Origin of the sequence: Micromonospora sp. 050-3, from assembly GCF_046549335.1 — a bacterium.
Lineage (GTDB): Bacteria > Actinomycetota > Actinomycetes > Mycobacteriales > Micromonosporaceae > Micromonospora > Micromonospora trifolii.
The window spans coordinates 3,148,067-3,173,168 of sequence record NZ_JAJPVX010000001.1 but is presented as its reverse complement, the minus strand read 5'-3'; the positions used below and the strand labels follow the sequence as shown (position 1 = coordinate 3,173,168).

At 68.1% G+C, this 25,102-nt stretch carries 24 protein-coding genes and 3 pseudogenes; 11 read left to right on the top strand and 16 right to left on the bottom strand.

What is annotated here, in order from left to right:
* Positions 1 to 2: 2 nt before the first annotated feature.
* From ACLJOK_RS14520 to ACLJOK_RS14510, 3 genes are all read right to left on the bottom strand, one after another.
* A complete protein-coding gene (locus ACLJOK_RS14520) occupies positions 3 to 1,454 on the bottom strand; it encodes an ATP-binding protein (RefSeq protein WP_410819053.1) in 1,452 nt (483 codons plus the stop codon).
* Entirely contained in the window at positions 1,451 to 2,143 is a 693-nt protein-coding gene (locus tag ACLJOK_RS14515) for a response regulator transcription factor (RefSeq protein WP_410819052.1), read from the bottom strand. The genes ACLJOK_RS14520 and ACLJOK_RS14515 overlap by 4 nt, the downstream gene beginning before the upstream one ends.
* Before the next feature lie 550 nt (positions 2,144 to 2,693).
* Complete coding sequence (locus ACLJOK_RS14510; protein ID WP_410819050.1) at positions 2,694 to 3,599, bottom strand: oxidoreductase; 906 nt, start codon at positions 3,597 to 3,599, stop codon at positions 2,694 to 2,696.
* A gap of 133 nt (positions 3,600 to 3,732) precedes the next feature.
* On the opposite strand from ACLJOK_RS14510, the gene ACLJOK_RS14505 reads away from it, so the two are divergent.
* Entirely contained in the window at positions 3,733 to 4,692 is a 960-nt protein-coding gene (locus tag ACLJOK_RS14505; protein WP_410819049.1) for a helix-turn-helix transcriptional regulator, read from the top strand.
* Positions 4,693 to 4,808: 116 nt separating this feature from the next.
* On the opposite strand, the gene ACLJOK_RS14500 is transcribed toward ACLJOK_RS14505, so the two are convergent.
* A complete protein-coding gene (locus ACLJOK_RS14500; protein WP_410819048.1) occupies positions 4,809 to 5,285 on the bottom strand; it encodes a MarR family winged helix-turn-helix transcriptional regulator in 477 nt (158 codons plus the stop codon).
* Positions 5,286 to 5,348: 63 nt separating this feature from the next.
* On the opposite strand from ACLJOK_RS14500, the gene ACLJOK_RS14495 reads away from it, so the two are divergent.
* Positions 5,349 to 5,786 carry a MarR family winged helix-turn-helix transcriptional regulator gene (locus ACLJOK_RS14495; RefSeq protein WP_410819047.1) on the top strand — a complete coding sequence of 146 codons (438 nt, stop codon included), beginning with the start codon at positions 5,349 to 5,351 and terminating at the stop codon, positions 5,784 to 5,786.
* A 164-nt stretch (positions 5,787 to 5,950) separates the two neighbouring features.
* Here ACLJOK_RS14495 and ACLJOK_RS14490 read toward each other — a convergent pair whose 3' ends face one another.
* The 8 genes from ACLJOK_RS14490 to ACLJOK_RS14455 form a co-directional block, all read right to left on the bottom strand.
* Positions 5,951 to 7,195, bottom strand: a complete 1,245-nt coding sequence (locus ACLJOK_RS14490) for an iron-containing alcohol dehydrogenase (RefSeq protein ID WP_410819046.1) — start codon at positions 7,193 to 7,195, stop codon at positions 5,951 to 5,953.
* Position 7,196: 1 nt separating this feature from the next.
* On the bottom strand, positions 7,197 to 7,337 hold the full coding sequence (locus tag ACLJOK_RS14485; protein WP_410819044.1) for a hypothetical protein: 141 nt from the start codon (positions 7,335 to 7,337) through the stop codon (positions 7,197 to 7,199).
* The gene (locus ACLJOK_RS14480; RefSeq protein ID WP_410819042.1) at positions 7,334 to 8,794 is read right to left on the bottom strand and encodes an NAD-dependent succinate-semialdehyde dehydrogenase; all 1,461 of its coding nucleotides are present in this window, start codon (positions 8,792 to 8,794) and stop codon (positions 7,334 to 7,336) included. The genes ACLJOK_RS14485 and ACLJOK_RS14480 overlap by 4 nt, the downstream gene beginning before the upstream one ends.
* A gap of 272 nt (positions 8,795 to 9,066) precedes the next feature.
* Positions 9,067 to 10,143 (bottom strand): ABC transporter ATP-binding protein, encoded by a 1,077-nt coding sequence (locus ACLJOK_RS14475; protein ID WP_410819041.1) that lies wholly within the window; start codon positions 10,141 to 10,143, stop codon positions 9,067 to 9,069.
* Positions 10,143 to 11,210 carry an ABC transporter ATP-binding protein gene (locus tag ACLJOK_RS14470; RefSeq protein ID WP_410819039.1) on the bottom strand — a complete coding sequence of 356 codons (1,068 nt, stop codon included), beginning with the start codon at positions 11,208 to 11,210 and terminating at the stop codon, positions 10,143 to 10,145. The genes ACLJOK_RS14475 and ACLJOK_RS14470 overlap by 1 nt, the downstream gene beginning before the upstream one ends.
* On the bottom strand, positions 11,210 to 12,121 hold the full coding sequence (locus ACLJOK_RS14465; RefSeq protein ID WP_410819038.1) for a carbohydrate ABC transporter permease: 912 nt from the start codon (positions 12,119 to 12,121) through the stop codon (positions 11,210 to 11,212). The genes ACLJOK_RS14470 and ACLJOK_RS14465 overlap by 1 nt, the downstream gene beginning before the upstream one ends.
* Entirely contained in the window at positions 12,121 to 12,966 is an 846-nt protein-coding gene (locus ACLJOK_RS14460) for a carbohydrate ABC transporter permease (RefSeq protein ID WP_410819036.1), read from the bottom strand. The genes ACLJOK_RS14465 and ACLJOK_RS14460 overlap by 1 nt, the downstream gene beginning before the upstream one ends.
* Before the next feature lie 101 nt (positions 12,967 to 13,067).
* Positions 13,068 to 14,453, bottom strand: a complete 1,386-nt coding sequence (locus tag ACLJOK_RS14455; RefSeq protein ID WP_410819034.1) for an extracellular solute-binding protein — start codon at positions 14,451 to 14,453, stop codon at positions 13,068 to 13,070.
* Positions 14,454 to 14,892: 439 nt separating this feature from the next.
* Here ACLJOK_RS14455 and ACLJOK_RS14450 point away from each other — a divergent pair, with 439 nt between their 5' ends.
* From ACLJOK_RS14450 to ACLJOK_RS14425, 6 genes and pseudogenes are all read left to right on the top strand, one after another.
* Positions 14,893 to 15,636 carry a GntR family transcriptional regulator gene (locus tag ACLJOK_RS14450; RefSeq protein ID WP_410819032.1) on the top strand — a complete coding sequence of 248 codons (744 nt, stop codon included), beginning with the start codon at positions 14,893 to 14,895 and terminating at the stop codon, positions 15,634 to 15,636.
* A gap of 89 nt (positions 15,637 to 15,725) precedes the next feature.
* Positions 15,726 to 16,295 (top strand): DJ-1/PfpI family protein, encoded by a 570-nt coding sequence (locus ACLJOK_RS14445; RefSeq protein ID WP_410819031.1) that lies wholly within the window; start codon positions 15,726 to 15,728, stop codon positions 16,293 to 16,295.
* 19 nt (positions 16,296 to 16,314) lie between these two features.
* On the top strand, positions 16,315 to 17,136 hold the full coding sequence (locus ACLJOK_RS14440) for an alpha/beta fold hydrolase (protein WP_410819029.1): 822 nt from the start codon (positions 16,315 to 16,317) through the stop codon (positions 17,134 to 17,136).
* Positions 17,137 to 17,502: 366 nt separating this feature from the next.
* Positions 17,503 to 17,967, top strand: a pseudogene (locus ACLJOK_RS14435) (IS607 family transposase).
* A pseudogene (locus ACLJOK_RS14430) lies at positions 17,964 to 18,032 on the top strand (hypothetical protein); the annotation flags it as partial. The pseudogenes ACLJOK_RS14435 and ACLJOK_RS14430, both read left to right, overlap by 4 nt.
* Before the next feature lie 415 nt (positions 18,033 to 18,447).
* Entirely contained in the window at positions 18,448 to 19,347 is a 900-nt protein-coding gene (locus ACLJOK_RS14425; RefSeq protein ID WP_410819027.1) for an RNA-guided endonuclease InsQ/TnpB family protein, read from the top strand.
* Positions 19,348 to 19,416: 69 nt separating this feature from the next.
* Here the strand turns inward: ACLJOK_RS14425 and ACLJOK_RS14420 are convergent.
* Both ACLJOK_RS14420 and ACLJOK_RS14415 read right to left on the bottom strand, forming a co-directional pair.
* Positions 19,417 to 19,740, bottom strand: a pseudogene (locus ACLJOK_RS14420) (class I SAM-dependent methyltransferase); the annotation flags it as partial.
* A gap of 20 nt (positions 19,741 to 19,760) precedes the next feature.
* Positions 19,761 to 20,363 carry a DinB family protein gene (locus ACLJOK_RS14415; protein ID WP_410819026.1) on the bottom strand — a complete coding sequence of 201 codons (603 nt, stop codon included), beginning with the start codon at positions 20,361 to 20,363 and terminating at the stop codon, positions 19,761 to 19,763.
* 94 nt (positions 20,364 to 20,457) lie between these two features.
* Between ACLJOK_RS14415 and ACLJOK_RS14410 the strand changes: the two genes are divergently transcribed.
* Positions 20,458 to 21,024, top strand: coding sequence for a GNAT family N-acetyltransferase (locus ACLJOK_RS14410; protein WP_410819024.1), 567 nt, complete (start codon positions 20,458 to 20,460; stop codon positions 21,022 to 21,024).
* A gap of 447 nt (positions 21,025 to 21,471) precedes the next feature.
* Positions 21,472 to 21,771, top strand: a complete 300-nt coding sequence (locus ACLJOK_RS14405; RefSeq protein ID WP_410819023.1) for a hypothetical protein — start codon at positions 21,472 to 21,474, stop codon at positions 21,769 to 21,771.
* Positions 21,772 to 22,047: 276 nt separating this feature from the next.
* Here the strand turns inward: ACLJOK_RS14405 and ACLJOK_RS14400 are convergent, their stop codons facing one another.
* On the bottom strand, positions 22,048 to 22,581 hold the full coding sequence (locus ACLJOK_RS14400; protein WP_410819021.1) for a hypothetical protein: 534 nt from the start codon (positions 22,579 to 22,581) through the stop codon (positions 22,048 to 22,050).
* Positions 22,582 to 22,934: 353 nt separating this feature from the next.
* Between ACLJOK_RS14400 and ACLJOK_RS14395 the strand changes: the two genes are divergently transcribed.
* A complete protein-coding gene (locus ACLJOK_RS14395) occupies positions 22,935 to 23,633 on the top strand; it encodes an SMI1/KNR4 family protein (RefSeq protein WP_410819020.1) in 699 nt (232 codons plus the stop codon).
* A 130-nt stretch (positions 23,634 to 23,763) separates the two neighbouring features.
* Here the strand turns inward: ACLJOK_RS14395 and ACLJOK_RS14390 are convergent, their stop codons facing one another.
* Complete coding sequence (locus ACLJOK_RS14390) at positions 23,764 to 25,008, bottom strand: PQQ-dependent sugar dehydrogenase (RefSeq protein ID WP_410819018.1); 1,245 nt, start codon at positions 25,006 to 25,008, stop codon at positions 23,764 to 23,766.
* Between the last annotated feature and the right edge of the window lie 94 nt (positions 25,009 to 25,102).

Sequence of the window (25,102 nt, the reverse complement as noted above, 5' to 3'; positions counted from 1 at the left end):
GGTCAGCGCGCCGCGGTGTCCTCCCCGGCGGTGCGGCACGCGATCGGGGCGGGCGGGGCCGCGGCCGGAAGGTCGACCCGAAGCAGCGCGCCACCGCGTGTGGAACGGGCGACAGCGGCCCGGCCGCCGTGGGCGTCGACCACCCGCTGCACGATCGACAGCCCCAGACCGGATCCCGGCAACCCCCGGGCGCTGTCGGCACGGTAGAACCTGTCGAACACCCGCGGTACGTCGACTGCGTCGATGCCCGGCCCGGCGTCGTCGACCTCGAGCACCGCCGACGCGCCCTCGGCACGCAGCCGGACCTGGACCGGCTGGTCCGCGGGGGACCACTTGCCGGCGTTGTCGATGAGGTTGAGCACCGCCCGCTGGAGCGCAGCGGGACGCCCGCTCACCCACACGGAGGTCACGTCGAGCGCGACCTCGATGTCAGGCACGCGGGAACGCGCCCGGGTCGCGGCGGCCACCACCACATCGGCGAGGTCGAGCAGCTCGGTGCTCTCGTCGCTGACGTCACCGCGCGCCACCTCGGTCAGCTCGGCAGCAAGGGTGCTCAACTCGGCCACCTGGGCGCCGAGATCGTTGAGCAATCGGGTCCGGCTCTCCGCCGACAGTGCGCTGTCCAGGGTGCCGCGCCGATCGAGCCGGATCAGCAGCTCGACGTTGAGGCGCAGGCTGGTGAGCGGGGTCTTGAGCTCGTGGGCGGCGTCCTCGGCGAGCAGCCGCTGGGCCCGCCGGGAGTCCCGGAGCGCGGCGAGCATCTCGTTGATCGACTGGATCAGCCTCCGGATCTCCCCACCGCCCTCATCCGGGATGTCGGCGTCGAGAACCCGGGTGTGCGCGACACGTACCGCTGCGGCAGTCAGCCGGTCGATCGGTGCCAGCCCGGCCCGCGCCACGGTCCGCCCGACAAGGGCGCCGCCAAGCACGCAGAGCAGCCCGATCACCAACATCCCGAACCCGAACCGGTTGATCGGGCTGTCGTCGGCGACGCGGGCCACCTGGACTGCGCCGTCGCCCGCCCGCAGCGTGTAAATGCGGTAGCCGTCCTCGTCGCTGTCGTTCGACTCGATCAGGTCGGCCGACGCGCCCTGCGCCACCCGCCCGGCGCGCCCGCTGACCGGAGGCAGCGCGGGTTGGCCGACCGGCGTCCGGGTCGAGCCGTCGGGCAGGATGACCCGTACCAGCCGACCGGACCCGGGATACGGCGGTAGCTGGACCTGCGCCACACCGGCGTGCTCCGCGTCCGTCGCCAGGACGCGGGAGTCGGCGCGCAGCTGATCCTCGGCGGTGTCCTGCAGTTCCCTGTCCATTAGCTCGCTGGCCACCTGGAAGGCCACGAACACGCTGACCGCGATGGCCGTCGCCGCGATCACCGTCAGCCTGGTCCGCAGGGACCGCCGGCGCCACCATCGGGTCAGCCGGCGCGGTTCCCGGCCGGCGGGCCTGCTCACGGAGGAGTCTCCCGCAACGTGTATCCCAGGCCGCGCAGCGTGTAGATCAATCGCGGCTCACCCTCGGCCTCCATCTTGCGGCGCAGGTAGCTCACGTATACCTGGAGGTTGTTGGCGGTGGCGCTCATGTCGAAGCCCCAGATCGCCTCGAACAGCGCGTCGCGGGTCAAGACCCGGGTCGCGTTGCGCACGAGAACCTCCAGCAGGGAGAACTCGGTCCGGGTCAAGCGCAACGGCCGCCCGCCACGCCACGCCTCGAACCTGTCGGGATCGACCCGGACGTCGGCGAACGACAGGATCTGCGACTCCCCGTCGGCCGGCGTGCGCCGGCGCAGCAGGGCCCGCACCCGGGCCAGCAACTCCTCGGTGGCGAACGGCTTGGGCAGGTAGTCGTCAGCGCCCGCGTCGAGCCCCGCGACCCGGTCGGAGACCTGATCACGGGCGGTCAGCATCAGCACCGGCAGATCCCTACCCGCGGCCCGCAACCGCCGGCAGGTCTCCAACCCGCCGAGGCGAGGCATCATCACGTCGAGGATCAGCAGATCCAGCGCGTCACCGCCCGCCCCACCGACCCCGTCGAGCACGGCGAGACCGTTGGCGACGGTGCTGGTGTCGTAACCCTCGACCTGGAGCACCCGCTCCAGCGACTCACGGATGGCCACGTCATCATCCGCGATCAGGATCCGCACGCCGGCCCGCCCCCTTCCAGTCGATGCTTTGCCGCTCATCCTCCCCGATCAACCTGAAGCCAGGATTAGAACCGTCGCCTCTGTGGTGCCCGCGGGCCGTGCTCTTACGGATGCCTGAGCTCAGACTTGACCACTCACGGGACGGCAACGAACCCTGGGACCGCCGGCGCGGATATTTGCGAGAACGGAGTGCCGGCGCGCCAGGCGCACTACCAGGCCCGCAGGCCGGCGGCGAACTCCGCGCACTGTCATGCCGCGATCCGAGCGGCGGCGTATTTCAGCATTCTGGGCTCGCAGCCTACTTCTGGGTGTCGGCGAGGGGTTGGTGAGTAGCTGCCTCACCAGCAACCTTCTGACCAGGACTTCTTGCTGGGAGACCTCTTCGACGGACCCGAAGGCATCAGCGTTGGCGTCCCGCAGAGGCGGTAGGGCGGCTTCCGCTCATGCCAATGGGCGACGCGCGATCGTGGCAAGCAGCCGCGCGAAGGCAGGTGCGGCGGCTGATCGCGACGCTGCGGATTGCTGCCGTCCAGCCGGTGACCGTCGTAGGTCAGAGGTAGTTGACGCCGGTCAGGTCCGCGGCTGTCGCCCACAGTCGCGTGCCGACGGCCGGGTCGGCGGCCTCCTGGCTGAGCCGGGCCTCGGTGACTCTGCCTCGCGTCTCCCAGAGTCCGGACGGGCCGAAGAACTGTCCACCCCGCACACCGGGCTCGGTCGCAGCGTGCAATTGCGGCAGCGCGCCCTGCGCCACCGGCTGGGTTGCCAGCAGGCCGGCCGACGCGATCAGTCGCCCGAATCGGCCACGGTGTTCCCAGGCACGCGGAGTCAGGTTGGTGCGGGTGAGACCGGGGTGGGCCAGGGCGCTGACGATCGACGTTCCGGCGGCGCGCAGGCGGCGGTCCAGTTCGATGCCGAAGATCGTGGTGGCGAGCTTGGACCGGCCGTAGGCGGTGGCTGCCCGATAGTCGTGTTCGAACATCAGGTCGTTGAAGTCCAGGTGCGCGTTCTTGTGGGTGATTGAGCTGAGACTGACCACGCGGGCTTCCCGCGCCGCGGCCAGGTTGCCGAGCAGCAGGCCGGTCAGTACGAAGTGGCCCAGCATGTTGGTGGCGAGGTGCAGCTCGAATCCGTCAGCGGAGGTGCGACGTGGGCCAAGCAGCACCACGCCGGCGTTGTTGACCAGCAGGTCGATCGCCGGGTGGGCGCCAGCCAGCTTCGCCGCGAAGGTCCGCACGGAGGTGAGGGAGGCCAGGTCCAGCTCGCGTACCTCAACGTCGCCACCGATCCGGCGGGCGGCCTCCTCGCCGGCGGGAGTGTGGCGAACGGCGAGCACGACGTGGGCGCCGTGGCTGGCCAATTCGGTGGCGGTGACCAGGCCGAGGCCCGAGTTCGCGCCGGTCACGACGGCAACCCGACCGTGCTGGTCGGGGATGTGGTCGATGGTCCATCCGGTCATCTGCTGCTCCTGAGGGTGTCGGTGTGCTGGCCCCCATCGACGTTAGGGGCGATCCCGATGGGTTCAGTCGTTCTCGGTTGCCTAGGTCTGAGGGACCTACCCTCGGCGGTCCGGGCCGCTGCACACTTGCGGCATGGACAGCCTTCATCCGTATGCTCGCGAGCTCGGCGACTTCCTACGCGCTCGGCGTAGTCGGCTGCGTCCGCACGACGTCGGCCTGGAGCCGGGCGGCCGGCGCAAGGTCACCGGGCTACGGCGCGACGAGCTGGCCCTGCTGGCTGGGCTGAGCACTGACTACTACCAGCGGATCGAACAGGGCCGGGAGGTACGCCCGTCCGACGACGTCCTGGACGCGCTTGCCGGCGCGCTCTGCCTCGACCACGAAGAACGCCGGCACCTGTTCACCCTGGCGCACGCCGCCCGCCGGTCGATGCCCGCCCGGGTGAACCGCGATCCGGAGCGGGTGCCGGAGGGCACACGGCGCCTGCTGCGGGTGATGGACACGCCTGCGGTCATACTCGGCCGGCATCTCGACCTGCTCGACTGGAACCCGATGGCGCAGGCCCTGCTCGGCGACCCGGAGGCCTACCCTGCCGACCGGCTCAACATGCTCCTATTGCTGTTCGACGACACGCTGACCGGCGAGCGTAGCTGCCCGGACTGGGAGCGGCAGGCCCTGGACTACATCGGCATGATGCGCGCCGCCGTCGCCACCGACCCCACCCACCCACGCGCCGCCGCGATCGTTGGTGAGCTGAGCATCCGCAGCGCTCAGTTTCGGCGGCTGTGGGCCCAGCACGACGTACGTGAGTCGGTCAGCGGTACCAAGACCTTCCGGATTCCCGGAGTAGGCGACATCGTCCTGGACTGGGACACCTACCCCCTACCGGGAAACCCCGGCTCTTTCATGCTCGTCTTCACCGTCGAGCCGGGCAGCGCCGACGCGGAACGGCTGCAGTTGCTGGCATCGATGCACGCGACCCGCTCAGTGCTCACCAACAAGCACCCCTCCCGGACGGTCTGGACCGCCGCTGGCCCCACCCCTCGCGGGCTACCGCCTGGTTTGCACCACGGCGCGACTATATCGACCTGAGCCCGAATACGGCTGCACCAATTCAGGCCTGCGGATACGCCGAGTAACGCCCGGACTGCGGCAGATCCGGATGCTTCGCATATCGGCTCATGGCAGACGTTCCAAGCGGGCGAACCTCAGGTGGTCGATGGAGTTCGTGGCCAGGCATCGATGAACCGCTTCAAGAGTTCGGCGAGTGTGTGCGCCTCCTGCGCGGTGAAATCGGCGAGCGCCTCGGCCACGCCGCGTCGACGGCTCTCATGGACGCCGGCAACGAACTCTTCACCCAGCGACGTGAGGCGGATCAGGGCGTACCGCGAGTCGCCCGGGGCCGGCTCCCGCTCGATGTAGCCCTCGTTGAGCAGTTGTGTGGTCAGCCGGCTGGCGCGCGGCCGATCCACCCCGATGGCGTCGGCGATCTGCGAGATCGGCACAGCCGTGCGGAAACCATCGAGGGCATCGAGGTAGCGGTAGCGGGCGGCGTTCGAAGCGGATGCCGCAGCTGAATCACCCTCGGCGGCACGCCGCTGGAGGTGGCGTGTCTGCTGGTCACGCCGGATCTGGGTCAGGGCCATGGCAATGATCTGATCTGGTCCGTGCTCGGCCTCCGTCATGGCGACAATCTACAGCAGTTGTAACTTGACAACCGGGTTGCTGATGTGCCTACCATCAGTTGTATGAATGCAACTGATGGTAGACGCGGTCAGCCGCCGATCGGCTACGCCCTGCGCAAGCTCGACCGCCTGATCGAGGAGTCGTTCGAACGCACTCTGGGCAAGCGCGGAATCACTCGGCGGCAATGGCAGATATTGAATGCTCTCGGCGATGGCGGCTGCACGCTCGCGGCACTCACGGATGCCCTGGCACCATTCCTCGACTCGGCGGCCGGTGAAACCGTCCAGCCACACATCGACCCGCTCAGGCGGCAAGGACTCGTGCACAACGATGGCGGTGCCGTCACCCTCACCGACACTGGACGTGACCTGTTCCGGAGTCTGACCACCGACGTCGAAGCCATACGCGAGCTGACCACCACCGGCCTCGACCAGCGAGAGTACGACCGGACTATCACCAACCTCCAAACCATGATCCGGAACCTGGAGGACGGGCGATAAGCCAAACGGACCTGGCCGTTGAGGCATCCGCTTACTGGAGCCCAACGACGGCCATAGCCACCATTGCCGAAATCGAGGAAGCCAGGAGAACGGTTCCCGAGTTGCTCACTGGGTCAGGCTAGGGCAACAAGACCTCGGGGCTCTTCCCCGAACCCCGGCCCTCCTCAGAGATGCCCGTCTTTGCTCGAAGTCAGGACGTGTCGGGTCCGGTCCCCCGTCCAGGCCGCTTCGAGGATCGCGGTCAGGCTGGCGGTGTCGGTCGGGCCTGGGTGGTTCTGAATCAAGCGGGTGACGCCACTGGCCATTTCCGCCAAGCGGGGGAGGTCGGCGCGTGCCACGCCGATGTCCGCCAAGGTGCGAGGGATGCCGATGTCGGCGAGGAGCCCGTCGAGCCAGATGAGGAACGTGTCTGCGGCCTCGGCATCGGAGGCGTCGGCCACGTCGAGCCCGCACACCCGGGCGAGGATCGCCAACCGGTCGCCGATGGCATCCCTGGCCGCGTCCAGCGCGTAGGGCAGTAGCAGCCCGACGCCCACGCCGTGCGGCGTGTGCGTGGCCGCGCCGATGGGGTACTGGAGGGCGTGCGGGGCCGCGTTGCCCGCGTGGGAAAAGGCGAGCCCGGCGAGCATGGACCCATAGGACATGTCCGCGCGCGCGTCCGTGTCGCCTCCGTCCCTGACAGCACGACGCAAGCTACGGGCGATCCGCTCCGCGGCCAGCAACGCGTAGTGGTCGGTGATCGGGTTGCGGCCGAGGAACACCTGCTCCACCGGGTCGCGCGGTCCGTGGGCCCGGGGGCGCGCGGTGTAGCTCTCCACAGCGTGGCAGAACGCGTCGATGCCGGAGTGGGCGGTGACGGTAGCAGGGCAGGTGTAGGTGAGTTCGGGGTCGACGATGGCGAAGTCGGGGACGATGTGGACGCTGGACACCCCGACTTTCAGCTCGCGGTCCGGGTCGGTCAACACCGAGACGGGGGTGAGCTCGGAGCCGGTGCCTGACGTCGTCGGGACCGCGACGAGAGGAATCGTCGGCCCCGGCACCTTCGACTCGCCGTAATAGTCGCGCGGTGTCCCACCATGGCGCCGGATGACGCCGACGATTTTGGCGAGGTCGATCACCGTGCCACCGCCGATGGCGAGGATCACGTTGGCGTCCACCTCGGCGGCGGCCGAGACGGCCAGTGCGACATCGGCGAGTGGCACGTCTGGAGTCGCGTCGGAGAACACCTCGACGGCAGTGACCTTCTCCCGCACGGCGGCCACGATCTCGGCTACGCCAGGCTGCCCCAGAAGAACCTGGTCGGTCACGATGAGGACTCGCGAGCCACTCTCGGCCACCACTCGTGGGATGTTCTGCGCGACCCCTTCGCCCACTATCAGCTGGCGTGGTCCGCGGACGGTCTCAAGCATGTCAGTGCCTCTCCGGAACGTCGGCGACGATGTGCTGGGCGGACGTCCAGGTCACCTGCGAGACCGGGACGGCGTCGGCGAGGTTGGCCGCCCGGTTGGCGCAGACGCGCGTGCTGGGCGCCCGGCGCAGCAGGCCGGTCACGCTAGGTCGATCGCCACGTAGGTGAGGTCGAGGTATTCGAGGATGCCCTCGTGCGACCCCTCCTTGCCGATTCCGGACTGCTTCACGCCTCCGAACGGAGCTGACGGATCCGATATCAGACCACGGTTGATGCCGAGCATTCCCGTATCCAGCCCTTCGGTGAAATGGAGCGCCCGCTGGAGGTCACGGGTGAAGACGTACCCGGCCAAGCCGTGCTCGGTGTCGTTGGCCTTGGCCATCACCTCGTCGTCGGACGTGAACGAGATGATCGGGGCCACCGGGCCGAAGATCTCCGCCTTCAGCATCTGCGCGTCTTCGGGCACGTCGACGAGGACCGTAGGCGGGTAGAAGTGGCCCGGGCCCTCCGGACGCTCGCCGCCCACCAGGACCCGGGCCCCGCGATCGACCGCGTCGGCGACGAGCTCGTCTATCTTGCTGACCGAGGCCTCGTCGATCAACGCCCCGACGTTCACGCCGTCGTCGAGACCATGGCCCACCGACAGCGCGCCCATCCGTTCGGCGAAGCGCGCCGCGAACTCCTCGCGTACCGGCTCCTCGACGTAGATCCGGTTGGCCGCGATGCAGGACTCCCCGATGTTGCGCATCTTGGCCACCATGGCACCGTCGAGCGCGACGTCCAGGTCAGCGTCGGCACACACGATCAGGGCCGCGTTGCCGCCCAGTTCCATGGACGTGCGCAGCACGTTGTCCGCGGCCTGTCGCAGCAGTACGCGTCCGACCTCGGTCGACCCGGTGAACGAGAGCTTGCGGGTCCGACCGTCGGCCAGCAGTGCGGAGACCACCTCGCCGGAACGCTTGGTGGTCACCACGTTGACGACGCCCGGGGGAACGCCGACCTCCTCCATGATGCGGGCCAGGAACAGCATGGTGAGTGGCGTCTGGCCTGCTGGTTTGGTGATCGTCGTGCAGCCCGCGGCCAGCGCAGGAGCGATCTTGCGGGCACCCATGGCCAACGGAAAGTTCCAGGGCGTCACGAAGACGCACGGTCCGACCGGCTTCGGCACGGTGAGGATGCGATATCCACCTGAGGGAGCGGTGCTGTAGCGACCCTCGACGCGCACCGCTTCCTCGGCGAACCAACGGAAGAACTCGGCGCCGTAGGCCACCTCTCCCCGAGCCTCGGCGAGCGGCTTGCCCATCTCGAGCGTGATCAGCCGGGCAACCTGCTCGGATCGCTCGGTCAGTGCCCGGTACGTCGCGGTCAACAACTCTGACCGTTTCCGCGGCGGGGTCGCCGCCCACTGCGCCATCGCCGTGCTGGCGGCGTCGAGGGCGGCGAGCCCGTCAACGACGTCGGCGTCCGCCACCTCGGCGATGGTCTTGCCGGTGGCCGGGTCCTCAACGGCGAAGGTGGCTCCGCTTGCGGCGTCGCGCCAGGCGTCGCCGATCCGCAGCCGCCGATGCTCGGGGGTCAGCACGTTCATCGGGTCACTCATCGCGTCGCCTCCTGTGATCTTCTTCGTGATGTCCGGCGTGCCTCAGTGATCGCGCTGCGCGTAGACGGACGGGTCACACGCCCTTGTCGGGGGCGAGGTTGCCGAGCGGGTCGAATGTGGCCTCGGCCCGGTCTGCGGGGCGACGCAGCGCGCCATCGATCGCCTTCGCGGGCCACGGCGTCTCCGCGTCGTCAGACCGTGCTCACCGGTGACGGTCCGTCGAGGCTCGGTTGCCAGGTGCGGACGCATGTCGCCGTCGTCGCCGGGCGCCGTTACCGCCCCGCCTCGGACAGCGACAGCCCGGTGCCCGCATCGAACAGATGCGCACGGTCCAGGTCGACAGTGACGAGCAGCCGCTCGCCCGGCGTACCGGTGACGGTGGGTCGCGCCTTGACCTTGAGGATCTCCGTCCCCACTCGGACGTCGACCACCGTTCGGTCACCGAGCGGCTCAAGCCCGTAGAGCTCACCCGACAACGACGCGTTCCCACGCTGCTCGACGGACAGGTCCTCCGAGCGCAGGCCCAGCAGCAGCTCGCGACCGTCCTCGGCCGTGGTCCAGCGGGGCCGCGGCAACGTCCAGCCTGCCGCACCGACCAGACGATCTCCCTCGGCACGGCAGGCGAGCAGGCTGATCGGCGGGCTCCCGACGAATCCGGCGACCCACTGGTTGGCGGGACGCTCGTACACCTCGGTCGGCGTCCCGACCTGTTGCACCTTCCCCTCCTTGAGGATCGCGACCTGGTCGGCCATGGACAGGGCCTCGACCTGGTCGTTCGTCACGTAGACGAACGTCGCTCCGAGGCTCCGGTGGATGCGGGTGAGCTCGGTGCGCATCTCGACGCGGAGCTTGAGGTCGAGGTTCGTCAGCGGTTCGTCCATGAGGAACGCGCGCGGGCGACGGACCAGCGCCCGGGCCAGGGCGACACGCTGCATCTCACCGCCCGACAACTGCGCCGGACGACGCTGCAGCAGACGTTCGATGTGCAGCAGGCTCGACATCTGCTCGACGGCCGCGGCGATCTCACTTGACGAGCAGCGGCGTGCCCGCAGCGGCGACGCGATGTTCTCGTACACGGTGTGTCGCGGGTAGAGGGCGTAGCTCTGGAAGACCATGGCCAGGTCACGTGCGGCCGGTGTGTCACCGGTCGCGTCCCTGCCGTCCAGATGCACGGACCCGGCGTCAAGCTTGTCAAGGCCGGCGATCGCCCGCAGGGTCGTCGTCTTGCCTGCCCCGGAGGGCCCGAGTACGACGAAGAACGAGCCGTCCGGCACGTCCAGCGTCACCCCGTCGAGGGCCTGGACTTTCCCGAAGGACTTGCGCAGCCCATGCGCTGCCACGGTTCCCATCAGGCCACCAGCTCTTCCGTGCTCACGTCGTAGACCGCCGGGGTTCCGCCGGTGTGCCGCAGCCCAACCGTTGCGTCAGCCGCGAAACGGACAGTCGGAGGCATCCGAACCCGCACGTCGCGCTGGCCGCCGTGGTCGACCACGTAGATGATCTCGTCGCCCAGCCACTCCGCCGAGACCACGCGGGCCGGGACCGAACGGTCCTCCCCTGGTGCGGTGACTTCCAGCGCCTCCGGCCGGACGCCGGCGATGAGGCGACGGTCGCGCGGCAGGCCTGGCGGTGGCGCGAGGGCCAGCCCGCCCTCACCGCGCAGCTTCCCGTCGGCCACCTCCACCTCGATCAGGTTCATCGGTGGGGAGCCGATGAAAGCGGCGCAGAAGAGACTCGCGGGACGGTCGTAGACCTCCAGCGGCGTGCCGATCTGCTCGACGCGGCCCTTGTTGAGGATGGCGATTCGGTGACCGAGCGACATCGCCTCGACCTGGTCGTGGGTGACGTAGACCATCGTCGCCCCCAGCTCGCCCTGCAGGTGCTTGATCTCGGTGCGCATGTCCGCCCTCAGCTCCGCGTCCAGATTGGTGAGAGGTTCGTCCATGAGAAAGGCGCGCGGTCGTCGCACCAGGGCGCGAGCGAGCGCGACGCGCTGTTGCTCCCCGCCGGACAGCTGGCGCGGTCGCCGGTCCAGGAGCGGACCAAGCCGCATCAGCCGGGCGGCCTCCTCGACCCGCTCGTGCACCTCCGGCTTGGGCAGTCCCTCGGCCCGCAGTGGGAACGCCAGGTTGTCGCGGGTCTTCAGATGCGGGTAGAGAGCGTAGAACTGGAACACCATGGCGATGTCGCGCTCGGCGGGCGGCAGGTCGTTGACAAGCGTGTCGCCGATGCGGATGTCGCCCGTCGTCTGCCTCTCCAGGCCGGCGATGGCCCGCAGGGTGGTTGTCTTGCCGCAGCCCGATGGGCCGAGCATCACGAACAGCTCGCCGTCGCCGATGGACAGGTCCACGTGCTCGACCGCCACCGTTCCGTCCGGGTAGCGCTTGTGCAGCGCGGTCACCTCGATGCCCGCCATCAGCGTCGCACCGCCCCGAGCGTCACGCCGGCGATGAGGTGCTTGCGCACCAGGTAGGCGAAGACGAGCACCGGTAGGGCGAACACCACTGAGGCGGCGGCCACGAGACCCCAGTCCGTGGTGGTGCCGCCGATGAGGCCGGCGATGGCGGGTGGGGCCGTCCGGACGCTGTCGCTGGAGGTGAGGAAGGTGGCGAACACGAACTCGTTCCACGAGAAGATAAGTGCGAAGACCGCCGTCGCGGCGATGCCGGGCACGAGCAGGGGAAGGGTGAACCGCCGGAACGCCTGCAAGCGGGTGTAACCGTCGAGCATCGCGGCATCCTCGTACTCGGCGGGCACCTCGTCGACGAACCCCTTCATCATCCAGATCGTGAACGGGACGTTGAACGCGGCGTAGATGAGGATCAGGCCGAGTTTGTTGTCGATGAGTCCGACCTGGCGGTACATGAGGAAGATCGGGATCACGACCACCACGGGCGGCATGAAGCGGGTGGACAGGATGAAGAACAGTTGGTCCTTCTTGGCCTTCACGGAGAAGCGTGAGTAGGCCCAGGCCGCGGGGACCCCCAGCACGGTGGCCAGCACCGTGGAGACTCCGGCGACCACGACGGAGTTGAGGAACGAGACGGACAGTGCCGAGCGACCACCGTCGGGGTCGACGAACACGTCCTTGTAGTGGGCCAGGGTGACTTTGAAGTCGAAGAACTTGGCCGGGATGGCGTAGACGTCCCGGTTCTCCTTGATGGACGTCTCGATCATCCACAGCACCGGAAAGAGCATCACGACGGCCAGCACGGTCAGCAGCGTGACCTCCAGCACCGAGCGGCCTCGGCTGCCCAGGCGGCGCGCGGGGGGCGTGTGGTCCCGGGCAGGACCCGTGGACACGGCCTCGTCGACGGAGACGGCCATCAGCCCTCCTTGAGCTTGTTCAGATAGCGCAGGTAGAGCTGCGTGAGGACGATGACGACGAGGACCATGAGGATCCCGTACGCCGAGGCGGTTCCGGTGTTGAAGCCCAGGAACGCGACCTTGTAGATGTGGAACGACAGCGTCTCGGTGGAGACACCCGGACCCCCGTTGGTGAGGATGTAGACGAGGTCGAACAACCGGAACGCCTCGATGGCCCGGAACATCACGGCAATGAGAAGCAGCGGCCACACCAGCGGAAGGGTGATGGTGCGGAACTTGAACCACTCGGACGCCCTGTCGATCGAGGCGGCCTCGTACAGGTACTTGGGCACCGCGGTGAGGCCCGCGAGCGCGATGAGCATGATGAACGGCGTCCACTGCCAGGTGTCGACAACGATCAGGGAAATCAGTGCCGTTCGCTGGCGAGTGAGCCACTCCACCTGCCCCAGGCCGATCGAGCCGAGCATGCTGTTGACCACACCGAACTGCGCGTCGAGCATGAACCGCCAGAACAGCCCCACCACGACCGGCGACAGCATCATCGGAACCAGGAACAGAGTCGTCAGCACCCCTCGCCCATGGGTGCGCCGTGAGATCAGGTAGGCGATGCCGAATCCGAGCACGGTCTGCAGACCGACCGCGCCGACCACGTAGATCACCGTCGTCAGCGCCCTCGTGTGGACCTGCGCCGACGTCAGGATGGCGGTGTAGTTCCCGAACCCGATGAAATTGGCGGGCCCCCCGCGGGTGGCCGAGTAGTCGGTGAAAGACAGGTACAACGCCCACAGCAACGGAAACACCGACATGGCGAGCAACAGCAGCATCGCGGGGGAGATGAAGGCCACGGCGAGCCCGCGGTCACTCAGCCGAGGGGACCGACCCCGGGCAGGCGGCCTCGCGGACGCCACCTGCCCGGAACCGTCGGTCGTCGAAGGGACGGGGTCACTCACAGCCCGCCGCCACCCTTGCGCTTGCTCGAATCGAGAACGCCCTGCTGCTCCTTGGCGATGTCGTCGAGCGCATCCTTCGGCTTCTTCGCGCCGTTGAGAGCCGCGTTCACGTTGGTGTTCTCGATGTCGACGAGGCGCGCGTACTCGGGCACGTTCCACATGTCCCGCATCCGCGGAACCGAGTCGGTGTACACCTGGTTGAACGGCCCGGCATTAAGGAACTCAGGCGACTCCAGGGCGTCCGTACGCGATGGCACGCCACCAGCCGCGGCCCACTTCTTCTGGACGTCAGCCCGCTCGAACCACTCCATGAAGTTCAGGGCTTCCGCCTGGTTCGCCGCAGCGGAGTAGGCCGACACGTGCATCCCCATACCGCCGAGAGGGACCAGGTTCGTCTTCTGGCTCGGCAGGGTGGCAAAGCCCAGCTTGTCGAGAATCTGCTCCCGCGTGGTGCCGAGCGTCGACTGCTTCGGATCGAGCAGGCCGCCGCTCGCGGCGATCCAGTTGAACGCGATGCAGGCCTTGCCCTGGGCGACCGCCGCGTTCACCTCGTCGATGAACCAGTTGCCGGAGCCCTTGGCGGTCAGCGGCTTCATCTTGTTGACCAGGACGTCCATCGCCTCCTGGCCCGCAGCGTCGTTGATGACGCCATCGATCTTGCGCGTCTTGGAATCCCAGAGGTTGCCGCCGTAGACGCCGTTGACAGTGTTGTAGGTGACGGCCGCGGCGTCGGAGCCGTTGGCCTGGTGGAAAGCCAGCCCGCTGACGCCAGGGTTGTCCGCCTGGCACTTCTCGGCGGCTGCGATCATCTGGTCCCAAGTCTGCGGCGGCTTGTCGCCGATCAGGTCCTTGCGGTAGATCATCGTCCAGGTGTCGCCGAGCAGCGGAAGTCCGTACAGGCTGGCGTTCTCGTCGCGCTTGCCGGTCTCCGCCTGGGGGAACTGGCCGTACGCCGCCAGGAGGTACGGGTTGTACGCCGCGACGTCGATGTTTTCCTTGACGAAGTCGGTGAGGTCGAGGATGTTGCCGTTCGTCACTGCCTCGCCGATGTGTTGCGAGTCCAGGATCGCGATGTCGAAGTCGGTCTTGCGCGCCGCGAACTGGGTGAACATCGCGTCGTGCCAGTTCGCGTTCGGCACAGTGTTGACCTTGACGGTCGCGTTCGGCCGTTCCTTCTTGTACTCCGCGTTCGCGAAGGCTTCCAGCGCCTTGGCGGGCGGCCAGTCGAACCAGATGAAGCTGAGGGTCAGCGGATCCTTAGTGAGTTCCGGGATTGTCGCCGGCGCCTTGGGTGCGCTCGCCTTCTCGCCGTCGTCCTTGCCATCGCCGCAAGCCGCCGCGGTCGTGGCCACCAGCAGCATGGCCATCGTCGCCAACTGCACCTTCCGACCGGAAGCGGATATTCGTCCTGTTCGCTGTGGATGCCGCATAGTTCTGCCTGCTTTCTGGGTGGGGACTTCTAGAGCCTCGCTATGTGCCTCGCCGAGCAGTTGCTGGGTAGTTCAGGCGTGTCGCCGGGCTGACGCGGGAGCCGACCCGCGGACCGGCGTCACGAGTACGCCGCGATGCACCGGGTCGTCGTGCCGTCGAGAAGTCCTTCGGCCCATCCGCGGCCCGGGGACGAATCGAGCAGGACGTCGAGCACGCTCATGGGAGCTCCAGGTGATCGAAGTAGAGCGATCGCGGGCGGTTCCGCGATGGTGCTGGATGCCAGGCATCCGTCACTTTTCCTATACGATCCAGTGGGGGCGTCAGCATGTCGCAGCCTTGTGACTGATGTCAACAGGTTCCCGAAGGTGCAAGAAAGGACCTCACGCCACGATGGACGACGAAGCGATGATCGCGCGGGGCCGCAGGGCCGTGACGGGCGCAACGCCGCCGGGAAGATCTGGCGGCCGGCTCGCCGACGAGGTGTACGACACGCTGCTCGGACAGCTGATGTCGCTACGGATCGAGCCTGGCTCCCGCGTCACTATCGACGTCCTGGCGCGAGAGCTGGGGGTCTCGCAGACGCCGATCCGAGACGCCCTGAACCGCATGGAGGCCGAGGGCCTGGTCGTGCGTGTGCCCCATGCCGGTTACCGCATTCCCCCCCAGATCACCCGTCACCGATTCGAGGACATGCTCGAGGTCCGCCTACTTCTCGAGCCGGCGGCGGCGCGCAGATCCGCCGAACGCGCATCCTCGGAGCAGGTAGCCGGTCTGCGACGAATGCTGGAGGAGATGGCCGAGCTGGAGGGGGGCGACGGGCCCTCGGCCTATGGCGCCTTCGGGCTACGCGACGCCGCTTTTCACGATCTCGTCGCCCTGAGCGCGGAGAACCAGGTCATCCGTGAAGCACTGGCTCGCCTGCACAGCCACGTGCACCTCTTCCGGCTTCACCACGACACCCAGGTCACTCACCTGGCCATGGCCGAGCACGAGGAAGTTGTCGCAGCGATCGCCGCCCGTGACCCCGACGCCGCCGCCTACTCGATGCGTCGGCACATCCTGCGCTCCGGCGAGCGTTTCCGGCGATTGTTCGACGAGATCGAGGACGCGGACGGAGTGGCGGTAGAGGCTTGACGGGCGCGCTGGGCCCAGGAATGCTAACTCAATCCTGATCGGATCGGATTGGATCCACCTCACCCGCCCCCAGATGCGAGGAGAAGCAGGTGCCCAGAGCGCTGCTCCTGACCGGCGACGCCGCCGAGGAGCTCGACACCATGTACCCCTACTACCGCGTGCAGGAGGGCGGCTGGGACGTCGACGTCTCGTCACGGACGTTGCGTGACGTGCAACTGGTCATCCACGAGTTCGACCCCAACTCCGACGCCTACGTGGAGAAGAACGGCCGGAAGCTGCCGGTCGACGTCCCCTGGGCCGAGGTCGACGTCGAGCGCTACGACGCCCTGATCATCCCCGGGGGACGTGCCCCCGAGTGGATCCGGGTCGACGCCGACGTCAGGCGCATCACCGAGCACTTCTTCGCGCGCAACCTCCCCATCGCGCTGGTGTGCCACGGCGCGCAGGTGCCAGCGGTCTACGGGCTGCTGAAGGGTCGGAAGACAGCGTGCTTTCCCCCCATCACCGGTGACATGGAGAACGCCGGCGCGACAGTCATCGACGCTCCCGACGTCGTGGACGGCAACCTCGTCTCCTGCCGGGGGTGGCCCGACATGCCGCAATTCGGCAGGGCGATGATGGAGCTCTTCGCGAAGTCTGTCAGCCCCGCATCGGCATGAGCACACCTGGACTGCCCCGGTGACGGCACTTCGGACCGTCACGGTGGACGGTTCCCCCGTCCACGTCCTGGAGAGCGGCACCGGGCCCGCAGTGCTGATGCTGCACGGCTCCGGACCCGGCACGACCGGGTCCGGAGCCTGGACGACGACGGCGCAAGCGCTGGGCACGTCCCTGCACCTGGTGGCTCCGGACCAAGCGGGGTTCGGCCGTACACCTGTCCCGGCGGGCTCCAGGGGTGGGCTCCGGCTGTGGACAGAGCAGGCCGCGGGCCTGATGGATGCTCTCGGAATCGAGCACTACGCCGTGGTGGGTCACTCCATGGGCGGCGCCGTGGCGCTGGCGTTGGCGGCCACCCGCCCCCAGCAGGTCACCCGTGTCGTGGCGGTCTCGACAATGGGCGCCCCCGGGGCGCCGCTGTCCGCCGACCTCGACGCGGTCTGGGCCGCCCCCGCCGGCCCACTCGGAGCACGAGACATGCTGAGTCGCCTCGTCCTCGACCAGGCGCTCGTGACCGATTCGGCCGTCGAGGCCCGCGCCGCTGCGATGCGAGCGGGGGAAACCGCATTCGCGTCGTTGTTCCCTCCACCCAGGGCACGATGGGTCGACGACCTCACCCTCTCGGCGCAGACGCTGGCAGCGGTACGCGCGCCCGTGCTGCTCATTCACGGCGCCGAGGACCGAGTCACCCCGCTCGACACGGCAGCCCAGCCCCTGCTCGAACACCTGGCCGATGTCCGTCTGCACGTGCTCGGCCGATGCGGGCACGTGCCGTCGATCGAGCACCCGCACGAGTTCCGGCAACTGCTGTCGTGCTTCCTCCGCCGGGACCGAGCTCACTGACTGCTGCGGCTGCCTGACGATGGGCCTGGCCGCACATCGATACAAGCTGATGGAGGTTCTCGGAGTTGGAGCGTCGAGGAACCAGGTCAGCTCGGTAGGCGCTGTGCCCAGAAGAGGGCGTGCCCGCTGCCGCCTTCCGGGACGAAATCCTCGGCCATGATTGTCAGGCCCGCCTGTTGCACCCACGAGCGGTAACTCAAGGCGTCGGCGTGGCTCCACCACATGCTAGCGGGGCCACCGAGCTAGTTGTCCTCAGTGCCCGTCCAAGCGCTGTTGCAGACTGTGGTGAGCAGCCAGCCGCCGGGTTTGGCTGCTGCTAACACCTCGGTCGTCAGTAGTGCTCACTGTTTATCTATTGTGGGCAGCGTGAACTTGAAGGGGTGGGCGGCGGCTGCCGGCATCTCGTATGCAACTGCACGGCGGCGTTACGAGTCCGGGACGTTGCCTGTTCCCGCGTATCGACTTGGTCGGCTGATCATGGTTGGTGAGCTGTTGACCGGTGCGACCACCGAGGCCGGGCAGACCGGTGTACGCGCGGGTGTCGTTGGCCGACCGGAAGCCGGGCCTGGACCGGCAGGTCGGCCGGGACACCGTGTGGGCGACTGGCAGCGCCTGGCCGTGGACCGGGTGGTGACCGAGGTCGGTTCGGCGCTCAACGGCCACCGCAAGGAGTTTCTCGCGTTGCTGCGCGACCCGGCGGAGGTGGACGGCGATCTCGTGGGTGACGTCGCCGAGATGTTGACGTCGTTGTGCGCCCGCCTGTACGGGCGCCGCCCGGCCGCGATCCGTGCCCGTCGTGCGGTCGGGGCCGCCGCCGGGGTTCGGGTGTGAAGACGATTCAGGCGTACCGGTTCGCCCTTGATCTCACCCGGGGGCAGGAACGTGACGTGCTGGCGCACGCCGGGGCGGCGCGGGTGGCCCATAACTGGGCGTTGGCCAGGGTCAAGGCGGTCATGGATCAGCGGGCCGCCGAACGCACCTACGGTGTGGCGGAGGAGATGCTGACGCCGGCCGTGTCGTGGACGCTGCCCGGCCTGCGTAAGGCGTGGAACGTCGCCAAGCCCGACGTCGCGCCGTGGTGGCGGGAGTGTTCGAAGGAGGCGTTCAACACCGGCCTCGACGCCCTCGCTCGCGCGTTGAAGAACTGGGCCGACTCGCGCTCAGGTAAGCGCGCCGGCCGGCCGGTCGGGTTCCCGGGGTTCAAGTCCCGCCGCCGCACCATCGCGTCCGTGCGGTTCACCACCGGGGCGATGCGGGTCGAGTCCGACCGCAAGCATGTGGTGCTGCCCCGGCTGGGCCGGCTGAAGCTGCATGAGTCCGCCCGTAAGCTCGCCCGCCGCATCGACCAGGGCACCGCCCGGATCATGTCCGCCACCGTGCGACGTGACGGCGGCCGGTGGCACGTCGCTTTCTGCGTCGAGGTCGAGCGTCCCGAGCGGCGACCCGCCCGCCCGGCCGGGCGCGGTGCTCGGCGTCGACGTTGGCATCAGGCACCTGGCGGTGTTGTCGACCGGCGAGCTGATCGACAACCCGCGATATTTGACGACCGCGCAGCAGCGGATGCGGGCGCTCGCTCGGGCGCTGGCGCGCAAGAGCGGCCCGGACCGGCGCACCGGCCGACGCGCCTCGAAGCGGTGGGAGCGGACGGCAGCCCGGCTCGGCCGGGCGCATGCCCGGGTGGCGAACCTGCGCCGCGACGGACTGCACAAGCTCACCACCCGGCTGACCCGCGAATACGGCACAGTCGTCATCGAAGACCTCAACGTCACCGGGATGCTGCGCAACCGCAAGCTGGCCCGGCACATCGCCGACGCCGGGTTCGCCGAGATCCGCCGGCAACTGACCTACAAGACCGGGTGGAACGGCGGCCGGCTGATCCTGGCCGACCGCTGGTATCCCTCCTCCAAGACGTGCTCGGGCTGCGGCGCGGTGAGAACCAAACTCGCCCTGTCCGAGCGTGAATATCAGTGCGAATCGTGTGGCCTGGTCCTCGACCGGGACCTCAACGCCGCCTGCAACCTGGCCGCGCTCGCGGCTGAGGCAACAACCGCCGGGAGTGGCCCGGCGGCCGGACGTGGAGCCGACCGCAAGACCCCGAACGCGGGGCTGGTGGCATTGAAACGTCAACCCGGCACCGCACCAGCGGATCAGACCGGGACCGTCCCACCGCAAGGCGGGACTGCCAACCGCGCGCTCGCAAGAGCGCACTGAGAGGCAACGGCGTAACCAGGTGTCGATGCTCCTGATGAGTTGCGGCTGGTCGGCCAGGGGCAAGTGGATGAAGGCGTACAGGCAGACTACGGCGTCGAACGAGGCCGGCGGCAGGTCGAGTCGGGTGGCGTCGGCGCGGAGAAAGGTGCCGTCGGGCACCAGGCGGCGCGCCCGCTCAATCTGTACGTCGCTGATGTCCACGCCGGTGGCGTGGTGTCCGGCGTTGGCGAGGAAGCGGGCGATCGGCACCCCGCAGCCGCAGCCGAGGTCGAGGACTGCCGCTGAGGCAGGTAGGCGCTGGTGTAGGCCGGCGAGCCAGGGAGCGTACTGGCCGTCGTCAGCGTCGTCCGGTCGATAGTTGTAGGAGAGTGCGTCGTACCCGCGTCGAACCATGTCCCGCTCGTCGCTCGTGCTCATTCCGGGAACGCTATGAGGCTCGGTGCTCCTTGCCGATTGATTGATTGCGGTACGGCTTCGTCCTGCCAGCGGTAGAGGTCGCGCAGCAGGGAGATCTCGGCGCCGTGATGGATCAGCTCCCTGTTGACGTGCAGGACGATGCCCTCCATGGGAAACCGCTCGGGACCCGCTGTGGGCGGATTTTCCAGGTCGGCGTCCGAGAGCTCGCGGACCCCGGCGTTCCATCTCCCGTACATCTCATCAAGCTGGTTCAGCGCCTCGTCAGCTGTTCCCGCGTAGGCGAATGTCTGGTCGTCGACGTCCTGGCCGCCGAAGTGCCACCCGACCCGATAGCCCAGGCAGGAGACGATGATGTGCGCCAGCCGCCAGGCAATCGTCGTCACCGGCGCCGGCACCGGGTCAGGGGACCCGCAGTCCATCGTCCATTCCCCTGAACCTGCCGACATCGGTGCGGCCGACGTGCCCCGTGGACGGATGCTCCAGCAGCCACGCACCGGCTCCCAGAAATACTCCTCGTCGGCAAGACCGTGCAGGCGCGGCCGCAGGTTCTTGTGCCAGTGCCGGTCCAGCTGGTCGGCGATCCGCTCGCTTCTTGTCACTTCCGCACACTACCTACAGCGGAGACCTGGCTGTGACCCTCGCGGACGCCGTCGCCGATGGTGGGCCGCTGGCTGGGTTCGGCTTCATGACCCGATGTGCCAGCCTCGACCAATGACGCGCGTGTCAGACCTGGGAGCCGTCGAGTGGCCGCCTGCCTCGATCAGGACCGAGAGGCTCGTGCTCCGTGAGCCCGAGGCCCGGGACCGGGCTGCGTTCATCGAGTTGCTGGCGTCGCCAGAGGTGAACACCTACCTCGGTGGTCCCCGCCTGCCTGGCGAGCTTGAGCGCGAGTTGCCCGAAGTGCCCGAGCGGTGGCCCGGAAGCTTCGTCGTCGACCTCGACGGGGCGATGATCGGCCAGATCCTGCTCAGGAGAGCGACGGGGCGCCGTCGCCCGGCTGCCATGGGGAAGGCCGACCTCGGTTACCTGTTCCTGCCGCAGGCGTGGGGATTCGGGTACGCCGCCGAGGCGTGCGCGGCGGCACTCGACTGGTTCGACGGTGTCCTTCCCGGCGAGCCAGTGGTGCTCACCACCCAAACCGCCAACGTCGGCTCGATGCGCCTTGCGGCAAAGCTCGGGTTCACGGAGGTAGAGCGTTTCCATGCCTGGGACGCTGAGCAGTGGCTCGGCCTTCGGTCCCCGGTCACGCCGTCTGCTTGAGCTGTTGCTGGATGGCACCGCTAGGGCGGAGCCCAGTCAGGTTTTCCATCACGCATCTCCACCAACACTCGGCGGAGTGTCACGCAGATCCTGATATTGAGCCATTTTCATCGTGACGGTGGAGGTCACGGTCGAAGTTCGAGGACAGCAAGGGTGTCTTCGGCGACAGGGTGGATCTCGACGATCTCGTCGACGAGGCGAACAAGTGCCCGTGCAACGGACCGTACAAGGACGGCGACTGCGAGTGTGAGGCGAGGGCCGACAAGCCGGTCGGCCGGAGGTCGAAGGACAGTGGCGCACAGATCACGAGGTGTTACCTGGTGGTTCAGGGCAGGTGGGGCGGCGTGCGAACGAGGTATCGGATTCGCTGCAAGGACTGACGACCGTAAGGTTGGCCGGCCGTTGTGTGCATGCCCTGGCCGGCCATTTCGTGAAGGAGGCGCGGCGGTGGGGCTCGCTGTGTATGTCGAGAACCAGGTGCACGAGCAACGGTATGCCGGTGTGGAAGCAGGCTCCTCGCTGCAACGCCTGGTGGCGGCGAGCGACCGGGAGCGGCACCACCTGGTGTCGAGGATCGATTCCTACGGCGACACCATGATCAACCTGATCCAGCTGCCGCAGCTGACCGCGGAGCTGGACGAGATCGCGAGCCGCAAACCGGAGCTCCGGGTCGACGTGCAGGCGCTGGGGGCGCTCATCGAGGAGGCGACCCGGGCGCGCGGATATCTCTGGATCTCCGGTGACTGAGGCCGGCCCCGGCCGGGACGGATAGGTTGGTCGCAGAAGGTGCAGGTCACGGTCGGTCTGACGGTCTGATGTGGACGTGGAGCGAGGCTCCCGGTAAGAAGGCAGTCGAGCGAGATCCGGTGCCCCAACCGGGAGCCTCGCTGTGCTGCAGGTCTCGAGGCCGGACACCGGTATGAGCCAGTGCCTAGTCCCACCAGGTGATTGACGAAACTGTCCCAGGACATGCTTGACGGCTGACCTAGAGAAATGGGCGAGTCCCTCTACTCGACGCGACGGTCAGTCGGCCTGCTCGGGTGGGAAGTCGTCGGCGAACGCAGCGTCGACGACTTCCGGGGGCATGCACTCGTGATCGTGGGCCCAAGTGCCCGCAACGTGCAGCACGGGGTCAGGTCCGTCGTCGGTTTCGAAGGTGAATTCGACGCGTTGCGGCAGGGTGCGCAAAGCCGACTGTCCCTCGATCGGCTTGAGCAGTTCCCACTGGCAGCCCAAGGCGGCCAGGGCGCCGGTCACCTGAGTGAAGGTCAGTCGCGCGGGCAGGACGATAGCCTTGTCAGACTGTGCGTGGCTTGGCAGCTCAACCGTCCGTCGCCAGGTCTGGACCGTCACTGACGTGATGATCCGACAGCGGCACACGACCAGTTCGACGTCACCGTAGGAGTACAGGTGCGGCCACCTGTGGCGTAGGTTGATCCGTCCGATGTCCCACGGCATGCCGTAGTCGCCGACGACAGTCCGGAGGCGGGCGCCGGGATGAAGAAGGCCGACCCGGCCAGTTGAGCCGAACGCTGCCAAGACGTCGAGCGCCTCCATGTCTCTAACCCTTCCGCAGTAACCATTTCTCCGTAGACGGTGGCTATACCCGGGTGCGCTTGCGAGCCGGTTGGTAGATGGTGCGTCCGACGATGCGGATGCCGTCGTCGCAGGCCATGGTCAGCTCGGTGTCGGTGGCGTGGATGGTGACGGTCTTGCCGTTTATCCGACCCCAACCAGACCCAGTTCGGTGTGGCGGGCCAGCCAGAAGCGGAGGGTCTGCCGGGACACAGGTCCTGGCTGCCACCTCGACCACGGTGCCGGCCCGAAAGCGGGCCGCGCCGGTCGGCCTCGGCATGCTGGCGGCCTCCGGCGGGCATCGGCCGGGCCGACCGGCGCACGATAATGAGCGGATGCGCGACGACGAAGTATTGCGGCGCATCGCCGCTCGCGTGGCAGCTCACGACTACAGCGATGACGTGTACATCCGCCCTGGCCACCAGGACGCGAGCGGGATGTGGGTAGTGAATCCCATGCCCGAGGGCACCCGGTGGCTGGTGGCACGTGGATCGCAGGAACACCTCGCCGCGCTGGCAGCCGACGCCGTCGACCCGCTGCCGCCGCTTGAACCTGCCTCCGTTCAGGCTGTGGACGACGCTGAACAGGTGCTTGGGCATCCGCTGCCGCCTCTGCTTCGACGCATCTACTTGGAGGTCGCCAATGGCGGCTTCGGTCCCGTGCTGGGCATTGCGGGCGGTTGCACGGACGATCTCGGGCGTACGGCGATTGATCGGCTCAACCCTCGGGAACCCGCCGGCTTGCTGCCGATCGCCCATTGGGGATGCGCGATCTACTCGTATGTCGATTGCGCGGGCCGGGGAGCGATGATGTGGGGCTTTGACCCGAACTCGGGGCTTGGCGAACACTCGTTCTACTCGGAAGGCATTCCGCTTGTGGATTGGCTCGATGCGTGGCTTAACGGATGCCTTGAGCCGCCGCACCTTGATTCCGACCGTACGAGCTGGTGGGGCGCGACCAATCCCGAGCGGGGACGCCGTCAGCCTGATCCAGAGTTCGTCGATCCGTCACAGCCGACCCTCTTCCAAGCCTAGGCGGGCCGAACGCGTCGGTAGTCGCCCGCCGTCGAAGGCGGGTGATCGCTGCCGCGCAGCAGTCCGGGGACGGCCGTCGAACGCGGCCGTCCCCGGAGGTAGTGCTGGTGTCAAGGGCGTGTCCCGAGGTTCAGCGGATCGTCGCCCCGCTGGTGGGGGTCGGCTGGACCCGCTCGAACCGCACCTTGCTCAGCCATCCCGGGAGGTCACTGAGCACATACAGCTCGCCGTTGACGTCGGCGCCGAACGCCGTCGGCTGGGTGGGGAACGTGCCGATCTCAGTGGACTCGTAGCCACCCGTGGACTTGGGACGTACGGCGAAAGCGCGGGTCGAGCAGTAGTCGCTGGCGATGTAGGTGCCCCGTGCCTCCGGGGTGACGGACCCCCGGTACACCAGGCCGCCGATGATGGAGCAGTTCTCCGTCATGTAGTGGTCGTACTCGACGATCGGGTCGGTGAGCCGCACGCCCGGCCGGCACTGCGTCTCGTCGAAGACCGGCGTGCCCTCTCGACAGGACCAGCCGAGGTTCGCGCCACGCTGCGACGGGCGGACGTGGTTGATCTCCTCGATCAGACCCTGGCCGACGTCACCGATCCACAGCGAGTTGTCGGCCGGGTCGATGGAGAACTTCCACGGGTTGCGCAGCCCGTAGACCCAGATTTCTGGCCGCGCGCCCGCCGTACGGACGAACGGGTTGTCGTAGGGCACGCAGTAGGGCTTCCCCCCGCAGCTGCGGTTGACGTCGATCCGCAGAATCTTGCCGAGCAGGGTGCCGAGGTTCTGGCCGCTCTTGTAGGGGTCGTTCGCGTAGCCACCGTCGCCGAGGGACCAGTAGAGGTAGCCGTCGCGGCCGAAGGCCACCTGTCCGCCGTTGTGGTTGCCGTACTCGGCGTGCTCCTGGGTGAGCAGCACCTGCACCCGATCAGGGGCGTTGATGGGCACTCGCGCCAGGGTCAGCGCGCCGGCCGGCAGGCTCGTGTAGGCCACGTAGAGCATCCCGGTCCGCGCGAAGTTCGGTGCCGGAGTGATGCCGAGAAGGCCGCGCTCGTTGTCGGACGGGTCGATCCGGGCGCTCAGGTCGATCACCGGGTCGGGAGCCAGGCCGGTGTCGGGGTGGTAGGCGCGGACAGTGCCGTTCTTCTCGGCGATCAGCATCCGGCCGTCCGGCAGCCCGGCGATCGCGATCGGACGCTGCAGACCGAAAGCCACCCGTTCGGAAACCACGGTCAGCTCAGCGAGCGGCACAGCACGGGGTTTGGATGGGCTGGCCGCGGCGGTGCCGGTTACCGGCGCCGCTGGCGACAGGGACGCAGCCAGGGCCAGAGCGAGCAACCCGGCCAGCATGGCGGCCGGGCGACGACGTCGTCGTGACATGTTCAGCTCCTCGAGCAGGTGGGTGGTGGACACGGTCTGGGAGCGTTCCCACGATACATTGGCTCTGGTCAATATCCAACTCTTGCCACCTCGT

Bases quoted from the DNA above. Each gene is read 5' to 3' on its own strand.
- ACLJOK_RS14510 (WP_410819050.1), bottom strand. From the start codon at position 3,599: ATGACCGGATGGACCATCGACCACATCCCCGACCAGCACGGTCGGGTT.
- ACLJOK_RS14505 (WP_410819049.1), top strand. From the start codon at position 3,733: ATGGACAGCCTTCATCCGTATGCTCGCGAGCTCGGCGACTTCCTACGC.
- ACLJOK_RS14500 (WP_410819048.1), bottom strand. From the start codon at position 5,285: ATGACGGAGGCCGAGCACGGACCAGATCAGATCATTGCCATGGCCCTG.
- ACLJOK_RS14495 (WP_410819047.1), top strand. From the start codon at position 5,349: ATGAATGCAACTGATGGTAGACGCGGTCAGCCGCCGATCGGCTACGCC.
- ACLJOK_RS14490 (WP_410819046.1), bottom strand. From the start codon at position 7,195: ATGCTTGAGACCGTCCGCGGACCACGCCAGCTGATAGTGGGCGAAGGG.
- ACLJOK_RS14480 (WP_410819042.1), bottom strand. From the start codon at position 8,794: ATGAGTGACCCGATGAACGTGCTGACCCCCGAGCATCGGCGGCTGCGG.
- ACLJOK_RS14475 (WP_410819041.1), bottom strand. From the start codon at position 10,143: ATGGGAACCGTGGCAGCGCATGGGCTGCGCAAGTCCTTCGGGAAAGTC.
- ACLJOK_RS14470 (WP_410819039.1), bottom strand. From the start codon at position 11,210: ATGGCGGGCATCGAGGTGACCGCGCTGCACAAGCGCTACCCGGACGGA.
- ACLJOK_RS14465 (WP_410819038.1), bottom strand. From the start codon at position 12,121: ATGGCCGTCTCCGTCGACGAGGCCGTGTCCACGGGTCCTGCCCGGGAC.
- ACLJOK_RS14450 (WP_410819032.1), top strand. From the start codon at position 14,893: ATGGACGACGAAGCGATGATCGCGCGGGGCCGCAGGGCCGTGACGGGC.
- ACLJOK_RS14425 (WP_410819027.1), top strand. From the start codon at position 18,448: ATGAGTCCGCCCGTAAGCTCGCCCGCCGCATCGACCAGGGCACCGCCC.
- ACLJOK_RS14410 (WP_410819024.1), top strand. From the start codon at position 20,458: ATGTGCCAGCCTCGACCAATGACGCGCGTGTCAGACCTGGGAGCCGTC.
- ACLJOK_RS14400 (WP_410819021.1), bottom strand. From the start codon at position 22,581: ATGGAGGCGCTCGACGTCTTGGCAGCGTTCGGCTCAACTGGCCGGGTC.
- ACLJOK_RS14395 (WP_410819020.1), top strand. From the start codon at position 22,935: ATGCGCGACGACGAAGTATTGCGGCGCATCGCCGCTCGCGTGGCAGCT.
- ACLJOK_RS14390 (WP_410819018.1), bottom strand. From the start codon at position 25,008: ATGTCACGACGACGTCGTCGCCCGGCCGCCATGCTGGCCGGGTTGCTC.